The following is a 22,049-nucleotide window of genomic DNA, read 5'->3' as shown; positions in this document are numbered from 1 at the left end:
AGGCCCGGGCGCGGTTACAAACCGGGCCGGGTAGGGCAGAATCAGGAAAACCGATAACAACAACACAAGGTGCCGCCGGTGATCGACGACCGGTTCCTCTACGAACGCATCAGCCGGCGTCTGCTTGAGCAGATCGGCGCCGGGTCCTTCGCCGTGGGCCAGAAGCTGCCCTCGGTGCGGCGCATGAGCGCCCTGTTCAAGGTCAGCGTCAATACCGTGATGCAGAGCTACCGCCAGTTGGAGGCGGAGGGCTACCTGGACATCCGCCCCCAGTCCGGGGTCTATGTGCGCAGCTCCGATGTGCTCGATATTCCCGAGCCGGACGGCTCCCGCTACCCGCTGCTGCCGGTGGAAGTGTCGCTCAGCGAGCAGGTGCTGCATTACATGGAATTGCACGCCGACCCGGCCATGGTGCGTCTGGGCATCGCCCTGCCGGGCCCGGAGGTGCTGCCCGTGGACCGGGTGATGGCGACCATCCGTGACGTCACCCGCCACCATGCCCTGGACGCCTGGGACTACATGCATCCCAATGGCTGCCCCCTGTTCACCCACCACCTGGCCCGCCGCAGCCTGTGCTACGAGGTGCCGGTCACCGCCGAGGACATCATCGTCACCAGCGGCGCCATGGAGGCCTTGTCCCTGGCGCTGCGCAGCGTGAGCCGGCCCGGCGACACCGTGGTGGTGGAATCGCCCACCTATTACGGCGCCCTGCTGCTGCTGGAAACCCACCAGCGCAAGGTGGTGGAGGTGCCCACCCATGCCCGCCACGGCATCAGCCTGAGCGCCCTGGAGCAGGTGTTCCGGCGCGGCGGCGTGGCCGCCTGCCTGGTATCCCCCAACGCCCAGAACCCGCTCGGTTTCACCATGAGCGACGAACGCAAGGCGGCCCTGGTGGCGCTCTCGGAGCGTTACCAGGTGCCGCTGATCGAAAACGACGTTTGGGGCGACACCGTCTATCGGGGCGAAGCGCCGCCGGCCAAGGCGTTCGACCGCGGCGGCCTGGTGCTCTATTGCAGCAGTTTTTCCAAGAGCCTGATGCCGGGGCTGCGCATCGGCTGGGCGGCCGCCGGGCGTTTCCAGAAACGCTTCCGGGAGCTCAAGCAGTTGAGCACCATCACCTCCACCTCGATCTCCCAGATCGTCATGGGCCGGTTGCTGGAAAGCGGCTTTTACGCCCAGCACCTGCGCGAGCTGCGCGGCCATCTGCACGGCCAGGTGGACGCCATGGCCCGGGAAGTGCGCCGCTGCTTTCCGCCGGAGACCCGGCTGACCCGGCCCACCGGCGGCTGCGTGCTGTGGGTGCGCCTGCCGGGCCGGGTGGATACCCGGGCCCTGTTCCAGCGCGCCGCCGCCCGTGGCATCCATGTGTTCCCCGGCGCGGTGTTCTCCCTGGACGGCAAGCACGCCGACTACCTGCGCCTCAACGCCGGCAGCCCGCTCACCGCCCCGGTGCGCCGGGCGCTGTGCTGGTTGGGGGAAACCGCCGCCGGGCTGGCGGCCTCCCCGGACGGCCTGGCGCCCTGAACGAGGCGTCCCACGCCATGGGACGCTGGCGCCACTGTCTCAGCCACTTACCGAAAACTGTATCTGTTTTGCTTCCCGCGTCGCTCCTACCTTGAAGGAACCGGGCCGTGCCCCGGATAACAACAATATCGAGGAGAGCAACATGTCAGTACGCGTAACGGGCGGCGCGCTCGCGTTGGCGGTCGCCAGTCTGCTCACCGCCTGCGGCGGCGATTCCAGTTCCGGTTCTTCCCAGGCGGCGCCGTCCGCCAGCCTGCGGGTGGTGTCCAGCGAGCCGCAATGGGTCAGCGGCGGTGACGCCCGGGTGGCGGTGCGCGGCGACGCCGACCTGCTGGGCGACGCGCGCCTGCGCCTCAATGGCGAGGACCTGGACAGCGAAGGATTCCAGGCCAGCGGCGATGGCGTCGAGGGGATGGTCCGGGGTCTGGACGAGGGCGACAACGAACTCACGGTCTGGCACCCGGATCACGGCACCCTGGCCCGCCTGACCCTCACCAATCATCCGGTGGAAGGGCCCATGTTTTCCGGCCCGCATCAGTACCCCTTTGTGTGCACCACGGTGTCCGAGCTGGGCAAGCAGCCGCTGGTGGACACCGAAGGCAACGAGGGCTTTCCGGTTTATGACGATCAGAATCAACAGATCGGCCTGAGCCGGGACTGCGGCATCGAGCCGTACACCGAATACTGGTACCGGACCACCGGCGGCCAGTACCAGCCGTTGCCGGACGGTGGCTCGCGGCCGGCGGACATGGCCACCACCACCCTGTCGGACGGCCGCGAAGTGGACTTCGTGGTGCGCTGGGAGCGCGGCACCATCAACCGCTTCATCTACTCCATCGCCATGCTCGCCGAGGCCGGCGAGGAGCCCGGTTCCCTGGACACCGGCCTGTGGAACGGCCGTCTGATGTACCGCTTCCAGGGCGGCGTGGGCATCGGCCACACCCAGGGCAGCATGGACTACAACCGCCGCGCCCTGCAGCCCGACGTGCTCGGCCAGGGCTACGCCATCATCTACTCCACCGGCACCCGCATGAGCGAGCACTACAACATGCAGGTGGGCGGCGAGACCGCGCTGATGGTCAAGGAACGGTTCGTGGAGGAATACGGCGAGCCGCTTTACACCGTGGGCCTGGGCGCCTCCGGCGGTGCCATCCAGCAATACGTGTACGCGCAGAACCACCCCGGCCTGATCGACGCGGCGATTCCGGTGCAGAGCTACCCGGACATGGTCACCCAGACCATCCACATCGGTGACTGCGAACTGCTTGAGTACTACATGGACGCCACCGACAAGGACAACCCCAAGTGGGCGACCACCAAGAACCGCACCTGGCTGGTGGGCCTCAACGCCGAGGACGACGTGGAAGATCCGCTCTACGCCGCCAAGCAGCAGCTCGGTTACGGCGGTGCGCCGGGCTCCACGGAGTGCGTGGAATCCTGGCGTGGCCTGACGCCGCTGACCATGAATCCCTATTACGGCCAGGCGGACAATCAGCAGCAAATGCAGCCGGCCGGTTTGATGGCCACGGTGAACTGGAGCCACTACGACGACCTGCGCAACATCTATGGCGTGGACGGTGACGGCTACCCGCACACCCTGTTCGACAACGTGGGCGTGCAGTACGGCCTGGAATCCCTGAACGCGCACCGCATTACCCCGGAGGAATTCCTCGACCTGAACGCCCGGGTGGGCGGCTGGAAGGATCAGAAGGACATGGTGCAGGAAGGTTTCCCGTTCCTGGGCAGCGAGCAGGATGTGATGAACGACCCGTCCATCTTCGATCCCTGGAGCAGCCGCAACATGACCCTGGGCAGCGACCCGTCGTCGCCGGCGCCGCGCACCGAGGGCGACCTGGAAGCCATGAACGGCGCCTATGAATCCGGCATGGTGTTCCGCGGCAAGGCGGAGGGCATTCCGATCATCGACTACCGGCCCTACCTGGAGCACGAGCTGGACATGCACAACGTGCATCAGTCCTTCGCGGTGCGCCAGCGCATGCGGGACTACGACGGCGACGCGGACAACCAGGTGATCTGGTTCGCCGATGCCCGGCCGGACGAGGACTATAGCGCCGTGCCCCTGGCCCTGGAAGTGATCGACGACTGGATGGCCAACCTGCGCGCCAACCCGGAGGCGGGCGTGGCCGGCAACAAGCCGGAACAGGCGGTGGACACCTGCTTCGAGACCGACGGCAGCCTGATCGCCCGTGGTGATGATGTCTGGAGCGGCGCCCTGGATGACGGGCCGGAAGGTGCCTGCACCGCGCGCTTCCAGGTTTACTCCACCTCGCGCATCGTGGCCGGCGCGCCCACCGAGGGCGATGTGTTCAAGTGCGCGTTGAAGCCGGTGTCGGTGGCCTTGGAGGATGGCACCTACGGCACCTGGCAGCCCACTTCCGACCAGGTGAACCGCCTCAACGCCATCTTCCCCGACGGCGTGTGCGACTACAGTCAGCCCGACCAGGGCCGGCCGGAGGGTTTGTGAGATAGCGCCCAGGCGCTTGATCGGGAGAGCTCGATCCTTGTGTCCTCGTCAGGCTCGGGACGCCGGCAACGGTGATGTTTGACGAGTCTCGGCCCCGCTTCGGCGGGGCTTTTTTTGTTGATCGAGGGTAGCTCCTACCCAATCCCCACCTACGAAGCCGCGCGTGACGCTACCTCGGAGCGTCTCGGCGTGGTCCCCCTTCCGGGACCCTGTTTGACAGGATGTCAAACCGGGAGTCTCCAGGGATGGATTCACGACGTTCCCGGAAGGGGGACCACGCCGAGACGCGGCCTTCGGGGGGGGCATGCCCGCACCAAAGCGCGGCTATGTCTCCCCGCAGGCGCGGCGGGCCTTGGCGACGTTCTCCTCCAGGTGCGCCGGATTCACCGTGCCGGCGATCACCGCGCCCACGCCCGGCGTGCCCAGCACCAGGTCCAGGCTGGCCTGCACCGGATCCGGGTGGTCGGCGGCCAGGTGGCCGCTGGCGAAGGCTTTCTTGATCAGGATGCCCTTGCCGTGCTCGGCGGCGTAGTCGATCACCGGCTTTTCGCCGCGCTCCGCCAGGTTGTAGGTGACCATGGCGATGTCCGCGCGGCGCAGGGTTTCCAGGCCACCTTCCACGGTCTTGGTGGACACCCCGGTGGCGCGGATTTTGCCTTCCCGTTTCAGATCGTCGAGCACCTCCAGGGTGCCCTGGCGCAGCACGTCCAGATCGTTGCCGTCGGAATGCACCAGCACGCAGTCCAGGTAATCGGTGCCCAGGCGGCGCAGGCTCCGTTCCACGGAGGCGCGGGTGTGTTCCGGGCTGAAATCGAAGTGGCTGTCGCCATTATCGAACTCCTCGCCGACCTTGGAGACGATCACCCAGTGGCGCCGGTCGGTGAGCAGTTCGCCGAGCCGTTGCTCGCTGCGGCCATAGGCCGGGGCGGTATCGATCAGATTGATGCCCAGGTCCCGGGCCCGGGCCAGCAGATGGCGCACCGCGTCGTCGTCGGGGATGGTGAAGGCGGTGGGGTATTTGACGCCCTGGTCGCGGCCGATCTTCACCGTGCCCAGGCCCAGGGCGCTCACTGTCAGGCCGGTGTCGCCGAGCGCGCGCAGGAAGCTCATCCCTGTTCTCCGAAGCCGCGGTACCACTGGGGCTGGCCCACCGGGGCCCGGGGCAGGGCCTCGGGCACCTCGCCCAGGGGCGCGCCGGGCGTCAGCCCGTGTTCGTCCACCAGGGCGTCGACCCGGTCGCCCAGGTCCGGGGCCAGGGTCAGCTTGGTGGGCCAGGTGATGATCAGGTCCCGGTCGCGGCGGGCGTAGGCGTTGTCCGGCTTGGCCAGGCCGTGCTGGCGCGGCTCGGCGCGGGCCACGTCGAGAATGGCGAAGCGGGCGTCGCCGAAATCCAGCCACGGGAACAGGGCATCCAGCTCGGCGCGGGCGGCGGCGATCTGCTGTTCGTCGCTGCGCTCCACGCCTTTTTCCGCCAGTTCGCCGCCCAGGTACCAGACCAGGTCGCCGTCGGGCAGCTCATGGGTGGTGACGGTGAGGCGCGGCTTATTGCTGGCGCCCACGCAGTGGGCGTAGAGGCGGTGGCCCAGCCGGTGCTTCACCAGTACCATTTTCAGGGGCCGGCTTTGCGCCGCCTCGCGGGGGAACAGGCGGCTTTTCTGGGCGTCGGCAAGCAGGGCGGCGTTGCCTTCGCCGGCGGCCAGCACGGTGAGGCGCGGCTCGATGCGCACGCCGTTGATGCGCGCCGCGCGCAGGCCGTCGTCGCCCCATTCCAGATGATCGCGGCCCGGGTCGAAGCGCAGCAGCCGGTCGCGCACCGGCGCCACCAGCACCCGCAGCAGGCTTTCCGTGTCCACCACCAGGTCGTCGAGCCGGTAGACCTGGCCCTTGAAGCGCGGGTTGGCCAGGGCCGAGGGGAACTGGTCGCGCTTCAGCTTCTCGATGCGCCCGCGCAGCATCTTGCTGGCGAAGAAGCTGGTCATGCGGCTGGCCACGGAGCCGGTGGACCACAGGTTCTGGGTGTCGGCGAGCACCCGCAGGCCGCTCAGATCCACCTTGTCGCGGCCGTCGATGGCGGCGCGCCAGCGGTCCGGCATGCCGGCGATCGCCTCGGACTCGCTGGACAGGCCGCCGCCCAGGGCGTATTTCAGGCCGCCGTGGATGATGCCCTGGCTGGCCAGGGTCTGGGCGCCGCCCAGGGTGCCGGTTTCCAGCAGCAGGCACTGGTAGCCGCGTTCGCGCAGGCGGTTGATCAACCACAGGCCGGCGATGCCGCCGCCGAAAATCAGAATGTCCGGTGTCAGGGTGGGCGTCCGGGCGCTGTCGGTCATGGCTCTACCTCGGTTCAATGCGCGGCTATGCTAGCATAGCCGGTCCGCTCTCTTCGCCGCTCTCGATGGATCGCACATGCGCGCTCTGTACACCCTGCTCTGGTACCTGTCCCTGCCTCTGCTGTTCCTGCGTCTTTGGTGGCGCGGCCGGCGCGCGCCCGCCTACCGGCAACGCTGGCGCGAGCGCCTGGCGCTGGGCTACCGGCGCGGCACCCTGAGCGGCAGCGTCTGGGTGCACGCCGTGTCGGTGGGCGAGACCCTGGCGGCGGCGCCGCTCATCGAGGGCCTGCTGGCGGCTCACCCGGATACCCCCCTGGTGGTGACCACCACCACGCCCACCGGCTCCGAGCGGGTGCGCGCCCTGTTCGGCGACCGCGTCACCCACGTGTACTGCCCGTGGGAGCTTCCCGGAGCCTACCGGCGCTTCCTGAACGCCTTCGACCCGCGCCTGGTGGTGATCCTGGAAACCGAGCTGTGGCCCAACCTGTGCGCCGCCGCCAAGGCCCGGGGGGCGAAGCTGCTGTTGATGAACGGCCGGCTCTCGGAGAAAAGCTACCGGGGCTACGCCAAACTGCCGCGCCTGGTGCGGCCCATGCTGGCGCGCTTCGACACCCTGGCGGTGCAGACCGAGGCGGAGGCGGACCGCTTCCAGGCCCTGGGGGCGAGCCGGTCGCAACTGGTGGTCAACGGCAGCGTCAAATTCGACCTGACCCTGGACCACGCGGTGCGCGACCGGGCCGCCGCCCTGCGCGCGCCCTGGGGCGAGCGGCCGGTGTGGATCGCCGCCAGCACCCACCCGGGAGAGGATGAGATCGTGCTGGCCGCCCACCGCCGGCTGCGGGCCGCGCGGCCGGATGCCCTGCTGATTTTGGTGCCCCGTCATCCGGAGCGCTTCGACGACGTGGCCGGCCAGGTCCGCCGCGCCGGCCTGGGCCTCGCCCGGCGCAGCCGGGAGGAGGCGGTGGACGACGGCGTGGCGGTCTACCTGGCGGACACCATGGGCGAGCTGCTGATGCTGTTCGGCGCCGCCGATCTGGCCTTCGTGGGCGGCTCCCTGGTGCCGGTGGGCGGCCACAATCTGCTCGAACCCGCCGCCTGGGGTACGCCGGTGCTGACCGGGCCGGCGCTGCACAACTTCACCGCCATCGCCGCCCTGCTGGACGAGGCGGGGGCGCTTACGGTGGTGTCCGGGGAAGAGGAACTGGCGGCGGCGCTGGCCGCCCTCTACGACGACGCCGGCGAGCGCCGGCGTCGGGGGGAAGCGGCCGCCGGGGTGGTGGCCGCCAATCGGGGCGCGCTTCAGCGCGGGCTGAACATCTGCGCTTCGCTCTGGCCTTCCAGGTCCGGGTTGTAGAGGTCCAGGGTTTCCTGGCCGGACAGCCAGTCGTTCACCGCCACCAGATCCTCCACGTCCAGTTCGCCGGCGGCGGACTTCAGCGTCAGGGTGTCCAGGATGTAGTCGTAGCGGGCGTTGGCGTAGTCCCGCTGGGCGGCGTACAGCGCCTGCTGGGCGTTGAGCACGTCGACCACGTTGCGGGTGCCCACCTCGTAGCCGGACTGGGTCGCTTCCAGGGCGGAGCGGGTGGAGCGGATCGCCTGGCGGCGCGCTTCCACGCGCAGGGCGTCCGCTTCCACGGTGCGGTAGAAGGTGCGCGCCTGCTGGCTGATGTCGCGGATCGTCTGCTGGTACCGCTGGCCGGCGGCGTCGGCGAGCAGGGCCGCCTGCTTGCGCTGGCTGTTGAGGCCGCCACCGCGGAACAGCGGCACGGTTACTTCAATGCCGATAGTCTTTGAATTAGTGTCCGGTTGCGTCGAGTAGAATTGCGTGAGTTGATTGCCGGGGTCGCCCCCCGAGACGCTTGGATCGGTATTGTGGTTGTGTTGATACTCAGCGAACAACTGAACCTTTGGAAGCATGGCCCCCAGTTGTCGGTCGGCCGTAAAACCCGCTGCTTTGGCGCTGTAGCGGGCGGCGAGAATCTGCGGATTCTGGTACGCGGCCTTATCGATCCAGGCGTTCATTTTTGACGGTTGCGGCCCCTCCATCGGCAGATCGTCGCGCAACTCCGCCAGCGTCTCCCATTTACGACCAGTGAGTGTTTCTAACTGGTCGCGGGCGATATCGAATTCCTGCTCGGCGACGATCAGGTTCACCCGGGCCAGGTCGTAGGCGGCGCGCGCTTCTTCCACATCGGTGCTGGCCACCAGGCCCACATCGAAACGTTCCTGGGATTGTTCCAGCTGCCGGCTGATCGCCTTCTCCTCGGCCTGGGCGGACACCAGGGTGTCCCAGGCGCGCAGCACGCCGAAGTAGCCCTGCGCCACGCGCAGCACGAAATCCTGGCGGGACTGGTAGAACTCGGCCTGGGCTACGGAGGTCAGCGACTTGGCTTCCTTGTAGCCGTAGAAGGCATCCAGGCGGAACAGCGGTTGCGTTAGCGTCACCGAGGTGGAACGGGATCTACCGTCTATCTCCAGGTCACCCGTCGATTCGTAGGTTTGGTTGATTTCCGAATGGCGGTGGCTGGCATCGATGGTCGGCAGCAGGGCGGCGCGGCCCTGTACCAGGGTTTCCTGCTCCGCTTCCCAGGTCTGGCGGTCGGCGCGCCAGGTACCGTCGTAATCCCAGGCGGCGTTGGCGACATTGGTGAGGTCCGCGGCCTGGGCGCCGCCCGCGGCCAGGGTGGCCAGCAGCAGACTCAGGGGCGTTATCGGGCTCCGCTTCATTGCATTGTCCATGGTTGGTAACGGTTTTTTTAAAGGTGAACTGGCCAGTATGGTAATGGCAAGTAAAAGGGATTGACACTCCTGTTGCCTACCGGTTCCGGTCACACGGGTGCGGTTGTTCGACTTTGAGGCGCTGGCGTATAGTGTTGGCGTTCGCCCAGCCCGTGTTGGGCCAGTGTCATGCTGGCCTTAACGACCGGCGGCGCCTTCCTCCCCACTTACACCACTGCCTGGAGGCCGACCGTGCCAGACGAGCAACGTCACGCCGTATCCAACGCCATTGATGAAGCCTGCCAACCCATCGCCGGTTCAAGAAAAATTTATGTGACCGGCAGCCGGCAGGACATCCGCGTCCCGATGCGTGAAATCCGTCAACATCCGACGCCCCTGGCCGGCGGCAAGTTCGAGGATAACCCGCCCCTGGCGGTTTACGATACCTCCGGTCCCTATACCGACCCGGATGCGAAGATTGATATCCGCAAGGGCCTGGAGCCGGTGCGCGCCGCCTGGATCGAGGAGCGCGGCGACAGCGAGCAGCTGGACGGCCTGACCAGCGAATACGGCCGCCGGCGCGCCCGTGACCTGGCCACCGAGGGGCTGCGCTTCCCGCATATTCGCGCACCGCGCCGCGCCAAGGCCGGCCGCAACCTGTCGCAGATGCACTATGCCCGCCAGGGTATCGTCACCCCGGAGATGGAATACATCGCCATCCGGGAAAATCAGAAGCTGCGTGAGCACCGCGACGCGGGCCTGCCCACCGATCAGCATCCCGGGCAGAGTTTCGGCGCCTCGATTCCCGCCGAGATCACCCCGGAATTCGTCCGTGACGAGGTGGCCCGTGGCCGCGCGGTGATTCCCGCCAACGTGAATCACCCGGAAATCGAGCCGATGATCATCGGCCGTAACTTCCTCACCAAGATCAACGCCAACATCGGCAACTCGGCGGTCACCTCCTCGATCGAGGAAGAAGTGTCCAAGATGACCTGGGCCACCCGCTGGGGCGGCGACACGGTGATGGACCTGTCCACCGGCCAGAACATCCACGAAACCCGCGAGTGGATTCTGCGCAACTCGCCGGTGCCGATCGGCACCGTGCCGATCTACCAGGCCCTGGAAAAGGTCAACGGCGTCGCCGAGGACCTGACCTGGGAGATCTACCGCGACACCCTGATCGAGCAGGCCGAGCAGGGCGTGGACTACTTCACCATCCACGCCGGCGTGCTGCTGCGCTACGTGCCGATGACCGCCAAGCGCGTCACCGGCATTGTCTCGCGCGGCGGTTCGATCATGGCCAAGTGGTGCCTGGCCCACCACAAGGAGAGTTTCCTCTACACCCATTTCGAGGAAATCTGCGAGATCATGAAGGCCTACGACGTCACCTTCAGCCTCGGTGACGGCCTGCGCCCCGGCTCGGTGGCCGACGCCAACGACGAAGCGCAGTTCTCCGAGCTGCGCACCCTGGGCGAGCTCACCAAGATCGCCTGGAAGCACGACGTGCAGGTGATGATCGAAGGCCCCGGCCACGTGCCCATGCACATGATCAAGGAAAACATGGACGAGCAGATCAAGCATTGCGACGAGGCGCCGTTCTATACCCTGGGCCCGCTGACCCTGGATATCTCCCCCGGCTACGACCACATCAGCAGCGCCATCGGCGCCGCCATGATCGGTTGGTACGGCACCGCCATGCTCTGCTACGTGACGCCCAAGGAGCATCTCGGCCTGCCCAACCGGGATGACGTGAAGGAAGGCATCATCACCTACAAGATCGCCGCCCACGCCGCGGATCTGGGCAAGGGCGTGCCCGGCGCCCAGCTGCGCGACAACGCCATTTCCAAGGCGCGCTTCGAGTTCCGCTGGGAAGATCAGTTCAACCTGGGGCTGGACCCGGACCGGGCGCGGGCCTTCCACGACGAGACCCTGCCCAAGCAGGCGCACAAGGTGGCGCACTTCTGCTCCATGTGCGGGCCCAAGTTCTGCTCCATGAAGATCAGCCAGGAAGTGCGGGACACCTACGGCGACGGCCGCGCCCAGGTGGCGGAGGCGGAAGCCGGCATGGAGGAAAAGTCCCGGGAATTTCGTGAAAAAGGGGCGGAGATTTATCACAAAGCCAATGAATGATCCGAAACCGGTATTCACCGCCGAGGACGTGGAAATCCTGGAACGGGAAACGCCGTTCCAGGGTTTTTTTCGTGTTGAACGCCTGACCCTGCGTCACCGCCATTACCAGGGCGGCTGGGGCGCGCCGGTCAAGCGCGAGCTGTTCGTGCGGCCGCCGGCCGCGGCGGTGCTGCCCTACGACCCGGTGCGCGGCGAAATCCTGCTGGTCGAGCAGTTTCGCGTCGGTGCCCTGGAATGGCGCGACACCCCCTGGTGCCTGGAACTGGTGGCCGGCCTCGCCGACAAGGACGGCGAGCCGGTGGCCGACCTGGTGCGCCGGGAAGCCCTGGAGGAAGCCGGGGTGGAGATCGGCGCCATGCGCCGCGTGGCGCACTACATGCCCAGCCCCGGCGGCTCCAATGAGCGCCTGCAGGTGTTCGTCGGCCAGGCGGATTTGAGCGGCGCCGGCGGCATCCACGGGGTCGCCGACGAAGGCGAGGACATCCGCGTGGTGGTGCAGCCTGTGTCCGCCATCGAGTCCCTGCTGCAAAGCGGCCGGGTGGACAACGCCGCCTCGCTGATCACCCTGCAGTGGCTGTTGCTGAACCGCGAGGCGCTGGACCGGGAGTGGCGCCCGTGAGTGGTTCGCGCCGCTACCGCCTGGACTTCCGCGCCCTGATGGCGCAGTGCGAGTCCAACTACGCGCGGCTGCAGCCGCTGCTGCGGGCCCTGGGCGAGCGCGACAGCCTGGACCTGACCCTGGGCCGTGAACGCGGCCGCACGGTGTCGATCCGGGTGCTGGAGCGGTCCCCCTATACCACCACCCTGCGACTGCAGGACCAGGCGGTGCACGACGCCATGCCGGCGCCGCGCCTTACCGTGCGGCTCTACCACGATGCCCGCCTGGCGGAGGTCACCGAGGCGAGCCCGTTCCGGCGGGTGCAGGCCCGTTACCCGTACCCCAACTCGCACATGCACCAGCGCGACGAGAAAGCGCAGTGGAACCGCTTCCTGGGGGAGTGGCTCAGCCATGTGCGCGATCACGGGCACGACACCGCCGAGCCCTGGCGCCGTTCCGGCACCGGGGATTGAGGGCGTTCGCGGATCGGAGTGCGCAGTGGTTCCTGAAACGGGAACCGGCTCCTGGCAAACCGCCATTATCTTAGATATAACCGTATGTCCGCCGGCCTCAAGGGGAGGGCGCCGGCACGCCGCCTGGGGACCCCCGGCTCGACGGACGACCTGACAAAACGAGAACGCGGGGGATCATGACAACGACGGGAGCGGGGCTTTGACGCAACCGGTGCAACCGCTGCGCGTGGTGCAGCTGTCCGATTTTCACCTCTTCGCCGATCCGGAAGGCCGCCTGCTCGGCCTGAACACCCAGTTCAGCCTGGAAAAGGTGCTGGAACGGGTGCGCGAGGAACAGGCCGCGCCGGACCTGGTGGTGGCCACCGGCGATCTGTCCCAGGACGGCTCCTTCGAATCCTACCAGCGCCTGGAGCGAACCCTGGCGGACCTGCCCGCGCCCATCTACTGGCTGGAGGGCAACCACGACAAGCCGGCGCCCATGATGCACGCGCTCAAGACCCACGAGCAGCGCATCAGCCCGTGCGTGGCGGAACTCGGCCCCTGGACCCTGGTGCTGCTGGATTCCACCATTCCCGGCGAGGTGCCCGGCGACCTGTTCGAGGAGGACCTGGCGTTCCTGGACCGGGCCCTGGACGAGGCCTGCGGCGAGCACCTTCTGGTGTGCCTGCACCACCACCCGGTGCCCATGAACAGCCGCTGGCTGGATACCCAGCTGGTGGGCAGCGCGGAACGCTTCTTCCAGGTGATCGACGCCCATCCCCGGGTGCGTGGCATTCTCTGGGGCCATGTGCACCAGGAGTACGACGCCGAGCGCAACGGCGTGCGTCTGCTGGCGGTGCCCAGCACCTGCGTGCAGTTCAAGCCCGGCAGCGAGGACTTCGCCGTGGACGACGCCAACCCGGGCTATCGTTGGCTGGACCTGTACCCGGACGGCCGCATCGACACCGCCGTGAGCCGGGTGGAAGGCATCGACTTCAAGGTCGACTTCTCCGTGAAAGGGTACTGAGCCCCGGCCCGTCCCCGTCCTCTTCCTCCACGGTGGAGAACGCCACCGCGCAGAACAGGGAGTTGAGGCGCTTCATGTCGCCGATCAGCTCCAGGTACAGCTTGATGCCGGTGTAGAGTTCGTCCAGTTCGTCGTCCTGGTCGCCCAGGTCCCGGGCCGAGCCGGCCCGCTCGTTGCGCAGCGCCTCCAGAATGGCCGCCAGCATGCCCTCCACGATGTCGCCCATGCGCAGCACTTCCCGGGTGGCGGTGGCCAGGGGCATCAGCCGGTCGGCGACGAAGCCGCTGGCCAGCAGGGCGGTGGCGTTGCTGCTCTGCACCAGGGCGGTGACGCCGGTGCCGGCGGCGAACGCCAGCGGCCGGTTCAGGCGCCCGCCCAGCCAGCGGCGCAGGCGCGCGCCGTACACCCGCAGCACGCCGGTGCGCACGATATGGGTGCCCCACACCAGCAGGGCCACCGCGGAAATCAGATGCAACAGGGTCATCATGGCGTTGTCGGCCTCCCGTTCCTTCGGATGGTCATCGAATGGTTATAACACGTCGCCGGCATTGGCCGCCGCCGACGCGCCGGGTACCCTTGGAGCCCGTCATCGAACCCGCCGCCCAGATGGAGCCGCCATGAGCCAGCCCGCCCCCTCCCTCGTCTACATCCATGGCTTCAACAGTTCGCCGGCGTCGTTCAAGGCCGGCGTGCTGCGTGACGTCTTCGAGCGCGCCGGCGCCGGCGACCGCCTGCACACCCCGGCGCTGCCGCCGGAACCGCGCCGCGCCATGGCGACGCTGGAAGCTACCCTGGCTGCCGCCGGCCCCTGCGCGCTGCTGGGCTCGTCCCTGGGCGGTTTCTACGCCACCTGGCTGGCCGAGCACCACGATCTGCGCGCGGTGCTGGTGAATCCGGCGGTGCGCCCCTGGCGACTACTGGACAAATACACAGGTATCAATCATAACTATCACACCGGCGAAGCCTATGAGCTGGATCCGGCCTGGGTGGAGCAACTGCGCCACTACGCGGTGCCGGAGCCGGGCAAACCCGAACAGCTGCTGCTGCTCGCCCAGACCGGCGATGAGTCCCTGGACTGGCGCGAGGGCTGGGAATACTACGCCGACTGTCACCTCTACCGGGGACTGGGCGGCAGCCACGGCTTTGATGACTTCGACGCCTTTATTCCGCTAGTGTTGCGCTTTTGCGGAATAGAGCTGTAATGCGTCCGGCGTCGCCGGACGGCCAGCGTTTTTAGGAAATCTATGAGCAACGCCTACACCTCCGAGAACATCGAGGTCCTCTCGGGCCTGGAACCGGTGCGCAAACGCCCGGGCATGTACACCGACACCAGCCGTCCCAACCATCTGATCCAGGAAGTGGTCGACAACTCCGTGGACGAGGCCCTGGCAGGCCACGCCAAGAGCATCCGCGTGACCCTGCTCGCCGATGGCGGCATCGAGGTGGAGGACGACGGCCGTGGCATGCCCGTGGATCCGCACCCGGTGCAAAAGAAGCCCGGCGTGGAAGTGATCCTCGCCACCCTGCACGCCGGCGGCAAGTTCTCCAACAAGAACTACCAGTTCTCCGGCGGCCTGCACGGGGTCGGCGTGTCGGTGGTCAATGCCCTGTCGCGCAAGCTGGAAGTGTTCGTGAAACGGGACGGCCAGCTGCACCGCATTGAATTCGCCGGCGGCGAGAAGACCGCCGACCTGGAAGTGGTGGACACGGTGGGCAAGCGCAACACCGGCACCATGATGCGCTTCTGGCCGGACGAGAAATACTTCGACTCGCCCAAGGTTTCGGTATCCCGTTTGCGCCACCTGCTGCGCGCCAAGGCGGTGCTGTGTCCCGGGCTGAGCGTGACCCTGGAAAACAAACAGAGCGGCGAGGAGCCGGAAACCTGGCAGTTCGCCGACGGTCTGGTGGAATATCTGCAGGACAGCACCCGTGGCTGGGAAAGCGTGCCCGAGGTGCCGTTCGACGGCGCCATGAGTGGCGACACCGAGGCCGTGGACTGGGCGGTGCTGTGGTTGCCGGAGGGCGGCGAGCTGGTCGCCGAATCCTATGTAAACCTGATCCCCACCACCCAGGGGGGCACCCACGTCAACGGCCTGCGTTCCGGCCTGCTGGAAGCGATGCGCGAGTTCTGCGAGTTCCGCAACCTGCTGCCCCGTGGCGTCAAGCTGACCCCGGAGGACATCTGGGACCGGGCCTGCTACGTGCTCAGCGTGAAGATGCAGGACCCCATGTTCGCCGGCCAGACCAAGGAGCGGCTCAGCTCCCGGCAGACCGCGCCGTTCGTGTCCGGGGTGGTCAAGGACGCCTTCTCCCTGTGGTTGAACCAGCATACCGACGAGGCGGAGCGCCTGGCCGAGCTGTGCATCAACAACGCCCAGAAGCGGCTGCGCGCCGCCAAGAAAGTCACCCGCAAGAAAGTGGTCAGCGGCCCGGCGTTGCCCGGCAAGCTGGCGGACTGCTCCAGCGACGACCCGGCGCAGACCGAGATCTTCCTGGTGGAAGGGGATTCCGCCGGCGGCTCCGCCAAGCAGGCCCGTGACCGCACCTATCAGGCGATCATGCCGCTGCGCGGCAAGATCATGAACACCTGGGAAGTGGATCCGGCGGAGGTGCTGGGCAGCCAGGAAATCCACGACATCGCCGTGGCCCTGGGCATCGAGCCGGGCAGCGACGACCTCACCGGCCTGCGCTACGGCAAGGTGTGCATCCTCGCCGACGCGGACTCCGACGGCCTGCACATCGCCACCCTGTTGTGCGCCCTGTTCCTGCGCCACTTCCCGGCGCTGGTGCGCGGCGGCCATGTGTATGTGGCGATGCCGCCGCTGTACCGCATCGACGTGGGCAAGGAGGTCTACTACGCCCTCGACCAGGAAGAGCGGGCCGGCGTGCTGGATCGCATCAAGGCGGAGAAAAAACGCGGCAAGGTCAGCGTTACCCGCTTCAAGGGGCTCGGTGAAATGAGCCCGCTACAGCTGCGCGAGACCACCATGGCCCGGGACACCCGCCGCCTGGTGCGCCTCAGCGTGGACGGCGCCGACGACACCCACCAGCTGATGGACATGCTGCTCAGCAAGAAGCGCGCCTCCGACCGCCGCGACTGGCTGGAAACCAAGGGCAACCTCGCCGAGGTTTGATCATTCGCGGCGTTGGCCGCGAAGCAATAAGCGAAGCGAATGAAAGATGGCTGACGATTTCGAAGACCTGTCCCTGCGGGACTACACCGAAAAAGCGTACCTGGACTATTCCATGTACGTGATCCTTGACCGGGCCCTGCCCAACATCGGCGACGGCCTGAAGCCGGTGCAGCGGCGCATCGTGTACGCCATGAGCGAGCTGGGCCTGAAGAACACGGCCAAGTACAAGAAGTCCGCGCGTACCGTGGGCGACGTGCTCGGCAAGTACCACCCGCACGGCGATTCCGCCTGCTACGAGGCGATGGTGCTGATGGCCCAGCCGTTCAGTTACCGCTACCCGCTGGTGGATGGCCAGGGCAACTGGGGCAGCCCGGACGATCCCAAATCGTTCGCGGCGATGCGCTACACCGAATCCAAGCTGGCCCCCTACGCGGAAGTGCTGCTCTCCGAGCTGGGCCAGGGCACGGTGGAATGGGTGCCCAACTTCGACGGCACCATGGACGAGCCCAAGCTGCTGCCGGCGCGGCTGCCCAACGTGCTGCTCAACGGCACCACCGGCATCGCCGTGGGCATGAGCACGGACATTCCGCCGCACAACCTGCGTGAAGTGGCGCGCGCCTGCGTGCACCTGCTCAAGGACCCGGGCGCTTCCCTGGACGACCTGATGGAGTACATCCAGGGCCCGGACTTCCCCACCGAGGCGGAGGTGATCACGCCGCGCAACGACATCATCCGTATGTACGCGGAAGGGCGCGGCGCGCTCAAGATGCGCGCCATTTACGAGCGCGAGGACAACGACATCGTGATCACGGCGTTGCCCTACCAGGTGTCCGGCGCCAAGGTCCTGGAACAGATCGCCGACCAGATGCAGAAGAAAAAGCTGCCCATGGTCAGCGACCTGCGCGACGAGTCCGACCACGAAAACCCGACGCGCCTGGTGATCACCCCGCGCTCCAACCGGGTGGACGTGGAACAGCTCATGAACCACCTGTTCGCCACCACCGACCTGGAAAAGAACTACCGGGTCAATCTGAACATGATCGGCATCGACGGCCGGCCCCAGGTGAAAAGCCTGGACATGATTCTCAACGAGTGGCTGCAGTTCCGCATGGTCACCGTGCGCCGGCGCCTGCAGCACCGTCTCGACAAGGTGCTGGAGCGGCTGCACATCCTGGAAGGCCTGCTGATCGCCTACCTCAACATCGACGAGGTGATCGAGATCATCCGCCGGGAGGACGCCCCCAAGCCGGTGCTGATGGAGCGCTTCGGGCTCAGTGACCGCCAGGCGGAAGCCATCCTCGAGCTGAAACTGCGCCACCTGGCCAAGCTCGAGGAAATGAAGATCAAAGGCGAGCAGGACGAGCTGTCCGCGGAACGGGATCACCTGCAGGCGACCCTGGACTCCAACGCCAAGATGAAGAAGCTGATCGCCAAGGAGCTGGAAGAGGACGCCGAGCAGTACGGCGACGACCGCCGCTCGCCGCTGGTGGAGCGCGCCGACGCCAAGGCTCTGGACGAAGCGGACCTGGTGGGCGCCGATCCGGTCACCGTGGTGCTTTCCGAGAAGGGCTGGATTCGCGCCGCCAAGGGCCACGACGTGGACGCCGCCGGCCTCAACTACAAGGCCGGCGACAAGTACCTGGCCTCCGCCCAGGGCAAGTCCAACCAGCCGGTGTGCTTCCTGGATTCCACCGGGCGCAGCTATTCGCTGCCGGCGCACACCCTGCCCAGCGCCCGGGGCCAGGGCGAGCCGTTGTCGGGCCGGGTGAATCCGCCCTCCGGCGCCAGCTTCATGGCGACGGTGATGGGCCAGGAAAAAGACGCCTTCCTGATGAGCACCGACGCGGGCTACGGCTTCATCGTCCGCTACGGCGATCTGCTGGCCAACAAGAAATCCGGCAAGAACGTGCTCACCGTGCCCAAGGGCGCGAAGGTGCAACTGCCCCGGCCGGTGCGCGACGCGGAGCGCGATCTGATCGCGCTGGTCTCCAACGAGGGCCGGCTGCTGGTGTTCCCGGTGCGCGACCTGCCGGAAATGGCGCGCGGCAAGGGCAACAAGATGATGTCGATCCCGTCCGCCCGGGTGGCGGAGCGCGCCGAGTTCGTTCAGGACGTTCAGGTGCTGGGCCCGGACGACCTGCTGGTGATCCGCGCCGGCAAGCGCCATCTCAGCCTCAAACCCGGTGATCTGGAGCACTACCTGGGTGAGCGGGGCCGGCGCGGGGCCAAGCTGCCGCGGGGCTTCCAGAACGTGGACGTGCTTGAGGTGGAACGGCGCGGTGAGTGAGCGGAATCTTGGCTATCATCCGCTTTGATGTGAGGAAAAGGAGCGTCGGCGGATGCGGGCCCTATTGACCGGTATCGTTACTTTCTTGCTGTTGTTGTTGAACACCCTGGTGTTGATCGGGCCGATGATGTTGGTGGCCCTGCTCAAGCTGGTGGTGCCGGGGGCGGGCAACAGGGCCCGCCTCTCCGCCTGGGTGATGTGGATCGCGGAGACCTGGGCGGAGATCTGCAAGGCGATCTTCGCGCTGATGACGCCCACCCGGTGGGACATTCGCGGCGACGAGGATCTGCGCGGCGACACCTCCTACCTGGTGGTGAGCAACCATCAGTCCTGGGTGGACATCGCCGCCCTGGTGCAGACCTTCAACCGCAAAACCCCGTACTTCAAATTCTTTCTCAAGAAGGAGCTGATCTGGGTGCCGTTTCTGGGGCTGGCGTTCTGGGCCCTGGATTACCCCTTCATGAAGCGCTACACCAAAAGCCAGTTGGAAAAGCGGCCCGACCTGAAGGGCAAGGATCTGGAAATCACCAAGGCGGCCTGCGAAAAGTTCGGTGATATGCCGGTGACGGTGGTGAATTTTCTGGAAGGCACCCGCTGCACACCGGAAAAACAAGCCCGCCAGAATTCGCCCTATGCCCATCTGCTGCGCCCCAAGGCCGGCGGCGTGGCCTTCGTGCTGGCGGCCCTGGGCGAGAACCTGGACGCGCTGCTGGACGTCACCGTGGTCTACCCGGACGGCAAGCCGCCGGGCTTCTGGGCCCTGCTCAGTGGCCAGCTGCCCCGGGTGATCGTGGACGTGCGCACGCTCAAGCTGGAGCCCTGGTTGTGGCAGGGTGACTACCAGGAGGATCGGGCGTTTCGTGCGCGGGTACAGAAGTGGGTCAGTGGCCTGTGGGCCGAGAAGGACGCCCGTATCCAGGCGTTGATGGAGCAGACGGAGAGCGACCGGTAGGCGTTTGCTCAAGCCGTTATCGCGGCTAAAGCCGCTCCTACATGGTTGCTGTAGGAGCGACCGGGCGGCGTACCGCTTTAGTCGCGATCAACCGCGGCGTCAGAACGCCAGGGTGGCGGCGATGTAGGGCCCGCCGATTTCCAGATCGGAATCCAGGCCACCCACGTCGTCCAGTTCGATCTCCATGCGCGAATAGCCCGCTTCCACGCCCAGCAGGAAGTCCGAGCGCCAGCCGACGCGCGCCGAGTAATCCCGCATGCCGCTGCCGTCGTATTCGATGGCGTTCACTTCGCCGCCCACGTAGACGCCGGTGAGCGGCAGATTGGCGCGCACCGCCAGGTGCCCCATGGGGAAGGTCTCGTCCGCTTTCTCGGTGGCGGCATTGCCGAAGCTGTCGGAGCGGATGGTCACCTCCGCGTCCATGCGCCGCACCGTCACACCCAGATCCAGCTTCACCACGTTATCCAGGGGCGTCCAGTAGAAGGTGCCGTCGAGCATGTCCAGGTCGTACTCTGAGGCCACGTCGCCGGTGAAGGTTTCGCCGTTGAAGGTGACCGGGTCGATCAGGGTGTTGCGCCCGTCATCGGACAGGTCCATATGGCGCAGGCGCACATTGGGCAGAATCGGCACGGCGTGCTCCACGCCGACGAACAGCACCGTCTGGTCGGTGTCGTCGAAGCCCAGGTCGTCCTCCATGTCGATGTCGCTGCTGCCGGAGGCGATGGTGCCGGTGGTTTCCGTGTCCCAGCTGTAGCCGCCGGCGTAGATGTCCACCAGCGGCGCGGCCTGGGTGGCGGGGGCGGCCGCCGCCAGGGCGGCGATCAGAGTCAGACGCTTCATGGTTCCCGGTCCTTCTTTTGATTCGAATGGCGGCCAGTATTGCACCGCCGCCGGCTCGGACAAAGCCGCTTAACAACGGTTTTACCTTTGCTTTTCCCGGATGGGCAAAGGCGCACGCTTTCCTTTATGCTCATGCCGTTAGCAACTCTATGCATGGATTCATGATGGCCAATTCACTGCAAGACCAGCTCATGAAAGCGGGGCTGGCGGACAAAAAGAAGGCGCGCCGCGCCAAACAGGCGAAACGCGAGGACGCCAACCGCGCCAAGCGTGGCGAAATCGAGTTCGAGGACCCGGCGGAACGGGCCCGGCGCCAGCGCGCCGAGCAGGCCGAGCGGGACCGCGCCCTGGAGCAGGAGCGCCACGAGCGCCAGCGCGAGCGGGAAATCGCCGCGCAGATCCGCCAGCTGATCGAGACCCACCGCCTGGAGCGCGGCAACGGCGATCACAGCTACCAGTTCGTGCAGGACAAGAAGATCAAGAAGCTCAACGTCACCGGCAAGCAGCAGGATCAGTTGGCCCGGGGCCTGATCGCCATCGTTCTGCTCGGCGAAGGCTACGAACTGGTGCCGGCGGCAATCGCCGACAAGATCCGCCAGCGCGACCCGGAGGTGGTGCTGCTGCTCAACGAGAAGGGCGACGGCGACGACGGGGACGATCCCTACGCCGACTACCCGATTCCCGACGACCTGATGTGGTGAGCGCCGATACCATGGAACCCGCCATCGGCACCGTCGCGGTGCTGCCGGTGCTGCGCCGCGTGCGCGCCGGCCTGCTGCTCGACGGCGGCGCCCTGGGCGAGCTGTTGCTGCCGGCGCGGGAACTGGGCGACGACGCCCCGCCTGCGTCCCTGCGGGTGTTCGTCTACGAGGACGGCGACGGGCGCCCCCGGGCCAGCGCGCGGCTGCCGCGCCTGCTGCCCGGCCAGGTGGGCCGCCTGCGGGTGGCCTCCGTGAACCGGGTCGGTGCCTTCCTGGACTGGGGCTTGCCCAAGGACCTGCTGCTGCCGTTCGCGGAGCAGGGCAACCGGCCGGAACCGGGGCGCTGGCAGACCGTGCGCGTGGTGCGCGACCGCGACGGGCGCCTGTTCGCCAGCGCCCGGCTGGACCGCTGGCTGGACGACACCTGCGACGCCTTCGCCCAGGGCGAGGCGGTGCCGCTGGTGGTGGTGCAGCGCACCGAGCTGGGCTACAAGGTGGCGGTGGCGGACCGCTACTGGGGGCTGCTGGATGTGACGGCCGATCGCGCGCTTAAGCCCGGCCAGCGGCTCACCGGTTATGTGAAACGTCTGCGTGACGATCACCGGCTGAGCCTGTCGCTGGATCCGCCCGGCGCCGCCAAGCGGGAAGGCGTGGCGGAGCGTGTCCTGCAGCGTTTGCGTCGGGAAGACGGTTTTCTTCCCCTGGGCGACAAGAGCCCGCCGGACGACATCCGTGCCGCCTTCGGCTGCAGCAAGAACGCCTTCAAACAGGCCATCGGCAAACTGTACAAGGACGGCGAGATCGTTATCGAGCCAGCCGGTATCCGTCTGCGCTGAAACGCCGCCCGTCACCGAAATTCGAATAACAACGACTC

At 67.1% G+C, this 22,049-nt stretch carries 18 protein-coding genes; 13 read left to right on the top strand and 5 right to left on the bottom strand.

The features are described from left to right. Positions 1-78 precede the first annotated feature (78 nt). Both HMJ39_RS12110 and HMJ39_RS12105 read left to right on the top strand, forming a co-directional pair. Positions 79-1,524: an aminotransferase-like domain-containing protein gene (locus HMJ39_RS12110; protein ID WP_194297512.1), complete on the top strand. Its 1,446-nt coding sequence runs from the start codon at positions 79-81 to the stop codon at positions 1,522-1,524. Between the two features lie 142 nt (positions 1,525-1,666). After that, a complete protein-coding gene (locus HMJ39_RS12105; protein ID WP_194297511.1) occupies positions 1,667-4,009 on the top strand; it encodes a DUF6351 family protein in 2,343 nt (780 codons plus the stop codon). Between the two features lie 324 nt (positions 4,010-4,333). On the opposite strand, the gene HMJ39_RS12100 is transcribed toward HMJ39_RS12105, so the two are convergent. Together HMJ39_RS12100 and HMJ39_RS12095 are read right to left on the bottom strand one after the other, a co-directional pair. Continuing rightward, positions 4,334-5,119 (bottom strand): aldo/keto reductase, encoded by a 786-nt coding sequence (locus tag HMJ39_RS12100; RefSeq protein ID WP_194297510.1) that lies wholly within the window; start codon positions 5,117-5,119, stop codon positions 4,334-4,336. After that, the gene (locus HMJ39_RS12095; RefSeq protein ID WP_194297509.1) at positions 5,116-6,336 is read right to left on the bottom strand and encodes an FAD-dependent oxidoreductase; all 1,221 of its coding nucleotides are present in this window, start codon (positions 6,334-6,336) and stop codon (positions 5,116-5,118) included. Before HMJ39_RS12095 ends, HMJ39_RS12100 begins: the two co-directional genes overlap by 4 nt. A 76-nt stretch (positions 6,337-6,412) precedes the next feature. Here HMJ39_RS12095 and waaA point away from each other — a divergent pair, with 76 nt between their 5' ends. Then, complete coding sequence (gene waaA / locus HMJ39_RS12090) at positions 6,413-7,690, top strand: lipid IV(A) 3-deoxy-D-manno-octulosonic acid transferase (RefSeq protein ID WP_138772730.1); 1,278 nt, start codon at positions 6,413-6,415, stop codon at positions 7,688-7,690. Here waaA and HMJ39_RS12085 read toward each other — a convergent pair. Then, positions 7,636-9,063 carry a TolC family outer membrane protein gene (locus HMJ39_RS12085; RefSeq protein ID WP_194297508.1) on the bottom strand — a complete coding sequence of 476 codons (1,428 nt, stop codon included), beginning with the start codon at positions 9,061-9,063 and terminating at the stop codon, positions 7,636-7,638. The two genes, waaA and HMJ39_RS12085, sit on opposite strands and share 55 nt — an antisense overlap. Before the next feature lie 243 nt (positions 9,064-9,306). On the opposite strand from HMJ39_RS12085, the gene thiC reads away from it, so the two are divergent. The 4 genes from thiC (at position 9,307) to cpdA (ending at position 13,261) form a co-directional block, all read left to right on the top strand. Beyond that, positions 9,307-11,184 (top strand): phosphomethylpyrimidine synthase ThiC, encoded by a 1,878-nt coding sequence (gene thiC / locus HMJ39_RS12080; protein ID WP_323370894.1) that lies wholly within the window; start codon positions 9,307-9,309, stop codon positions 11,182-11,184. Next, complete coding sequence (locus tag HMJ39_RS12075; protein WP_161384610.1) at positions 11,177-11,803, top strand: NUDIX domain-containing protein; 627 nt, start codon at positions 11,177-11,179, stop codon at positions 11,801-11,803. Before thiC ends, HMJ39_RS12075 begins: the two co-directional genes overlap by 8 nt. After that, complete coding sequence (locus HMJ39_RS12070; protein ID WP_194297506.1) at positions 11,800-12,255, top strand: DUF1249 domain-containing protein; 456 nt, start codon at positions 11,800-11,802, stop codon at positions 12,253-12,255. The genes HMJ39_RS12075 and HMJ39_RS12070 overlap by 4 nt, the downstream gene beginning before the upstream one ends. Before the next feature lie 199 nt (positions 12,256-12,454). After that, the gene (gene cpdA, locus HMJ39_RS12065; protein ID WP_194297505.1) at positions 12,455-13,261 is read left to right on the top strand and encodes a 3',5'-cyclic-AMP phosphodiesterase; all 807 of its coding nucleotides are present in this window, start codon (positions 12,455-12,457) and stop codon (positions 13,259-13,261) included. On the opposite strand, the gene HMJ39_RS12060 is transcribed toward cpdA, so the two are convergent. Beyond that, positions 13,230-13,748, bottom strand: coding sequence for a PhoU domain-containing protein (locus HMJ39_RS12060; protein WP_194297504.1), 519 nt, complete (start codon positions 13,746-13,748; stop codon positions 13,230-13,232). The two genes, cpdA and HMJ39_RS12060, sit on opposite strands and share 32 nt — an antisense overlap. Before the next feature lie 130 nt (positions 13,749-13,878). On the opposite strand from HMJ39_RS12060, the gene HMJ39_RS12055 reads away from it, so the two are divergent. The 4 genes from HMJ39_RS12055 to HMJ39_RS12040 are packed head-to-tail and all read left to right on the top strand — an operon-like array spanning position 13,879 to position 19,634. Continuing rightward, positions 13,879-14,463, top strand: coding sequence for a YqiA/YcfP family alpha/beta fold hydrolase (locus HMJ39_RS12055; protein ID WP_194297503.1), 585 nt, complete (start codon positions 13,879-13,881; stop codon positions 14,461-14,463). 42 nt (positions 14,464-14,505) lie between these two features. Then, the gene (gene parE / locus HMJ39_RS12050) at positions 14,506-16,395 is read left to right on the top strand and encodes a DNA topoisomerase IV subunit B (RefSeq protein ID WP_194297502.1); all 1,890 of its coding nucleotides are present in this window, start codon (positions 14,506-14,508) and stop codon (positions 16,393-16,395) included. Positions 16,396-16,441: 46 nt separating this feature from the next. Beyond that, positions 16,442-18,682, top strand: coding sequence for a DNA topoisomerase IV subunit A (gene parC / locus HMJ39_RS12045; RefSeq protein WP_194297501.1), 2,241 nt, complete (start codon positions 16,442-16,444; stop codon positions 18,680-18,682). Between the two features lie 52 nt (positions 18,683-18,734). Then, positions 18,735-19,634 (top strand): acyltransferase, encoded by a 900-nt coding sequence (locus HMJ39_RS12040; protein ID WP_194297500.1) that lies wholly within the window; start codon positions 18,735-18,737, stop codon positions 19,632-19,634. 99 nt (positions 19,635-19,733) lie between these two features. On the opposite strand, the gene HMJ39_RS12035 is transcribed toward HMJ39_RS12040, so the two are convergent. Then, positions 19,734-20,474 carry a TIGR04219 family outer membrane beta-barrel protein gene (locus HMJ39_RS12035; RefSeq protein WP_194297499.1) on the bottom strand — a complete coding sequence of 247 codons (741 nt, stop codon included), beginning with the start codon at positions 20,472-20,474 and terminating at the stop codon, positions 19,734-19,736. 164 nt (positions 20,475-20,638) lie between these two features. On the opposite strand from HMJ39_RS12035, the gene HMJ39_RS12030 reads away from it, so the two are divergent. Continuing rightward, the gene (locus HMJ39_RS12030; protein ID WP_161384602.1) at positions 20,639-21,175 is read left to right on the top strand and encodes a DUF2058 domain-containing protein; all 537 of its coding nucleotides are present in this window, start codon (positions 20,639-20,641) and stop codon (positions 21,173-21,175) included. Next, positions 21,172-22,011 (top strand): CvfB family protein, encoded by an 840-nt coding sequence (locus HMJ39_RS12025; RefSeq protein ID WP_256244611.1) that lies wholly within the window; start codon positions 21,172-21,174, stop codon positions 22,009-22,011. The genes HMJ39_RS12030 and HMJ39_RS12025 overlap by 4 nt, the downstream gene beginning before the upstream one ends. Positions 22,012-22,049: the final 38 nt, after the last annotated feature.

This window comes from Alloalcanivorax profundimaris (assembly GCF_015265435.1).
Taxonomy (GTDB): domain Bacteria; phylum Pseudomonadota; class Gammaproteobacteria; order Pseudomonadales; family Alcanivoracaceae; genus Alloalcanivorax; species Alloalcanivorax profundimaris.
Note: the sequence above shows the minus strand (reverse complement) of the source record. Positions and strands in the feature narration are given on the sequence as shown.

Bases quoted from the DNA above. Each gene is read 5' to 3' on its own strand.
- HMJ39_RS12060 (WP_194297504.1), bottom strand. From the start codon at position 13,748: ATGATGACCCTGTTGCATCTGATTTCCGCGGTGGCCCTGCTGGTGTGG.
- waaA (WP_138772730.1), top strand. From the start codon at position 6,413: ATGCGCGCTCTGTACACCCTGCTCTGGTACCTGTCCCTGCCTCTGCTG.
- HMJ39_RS12085 (WP_194297508.1), bottom strand. From the start codon at position 9,063: ATGAAGCGGAGCCCGATAACGCCCCTGAGTCTGCTGCTGGCCACCCTG.
- HMJ39_RS12035 (WP_194297499.1), bottom strand. From the start codon at position 20,474: ATGAAGCGTCTGACTCTGATCGCCGCCCTGGCGGCGGCCGCCCCCGCC.
- HMJ39_RS12040 (WP_194297500.1), top strand. From the start codon at position 18,735: ATGCGGGCCCTATTGACCGGTATCGTTACTTTCTTGCTGTTGTTGTTG.
- HMJ39_RS12075 (WP_161384610.1), top strand. From the start codon at position 11,177: ATGAATGATCCGAAACCGGTATTCACCGCCGAGGACGTGGAAATCCTG.
- HMJ39_RS12100 (WP_194297510.1), bottom strand. From the start codon at position 5,119: ATGAGCTTCCTGCGCGCGCTCGGCGACACCGGCCTGACAGTGAGCGCC.
- HMJ39_RS12095 (WP_194297509.1), bottom strand. From the start codon at position 6,336: ATGACCGACAGCGCCCGGACGCCCACCCTGACACCGGACATTCTGATT.
- HMJ39_RS12030 (WP_161384602.1), top strand. From the start codon at position 20,639: ATGGCCAATTCACTGCAAGACCAGCTCATGAAAGCGGGGCTGGCGGAC.
- HMJ39_RS12105 (WP_194297511.1), top strand. From the start codon at position 1,667: ATGTCAGTACGCGTAACGGGCGGCGCGCTCGCGTTGGCGGTCGCCAGT.
- parE (WP_194297502.1), top strand. From the start codon at position 14,506: ATGAGCAACGCCTACACCTCCGAGAACATCGAGGTCCTCTCGGGCCTG.
- parC (WP_194297501.1), top strand. From the start codon at position 16,442: ATGGCTGACGATTTCGAAGACCTGTCCCTGCGGGACTACACCGAAAAA.
- HMJ39_RS12055 (WP_194297503.1), top strand. From the start codon at position 13,879: ATGAGCCAGCCCGCCCCCTCCCTCGTCTACATCCATGGCTTCAACAGT.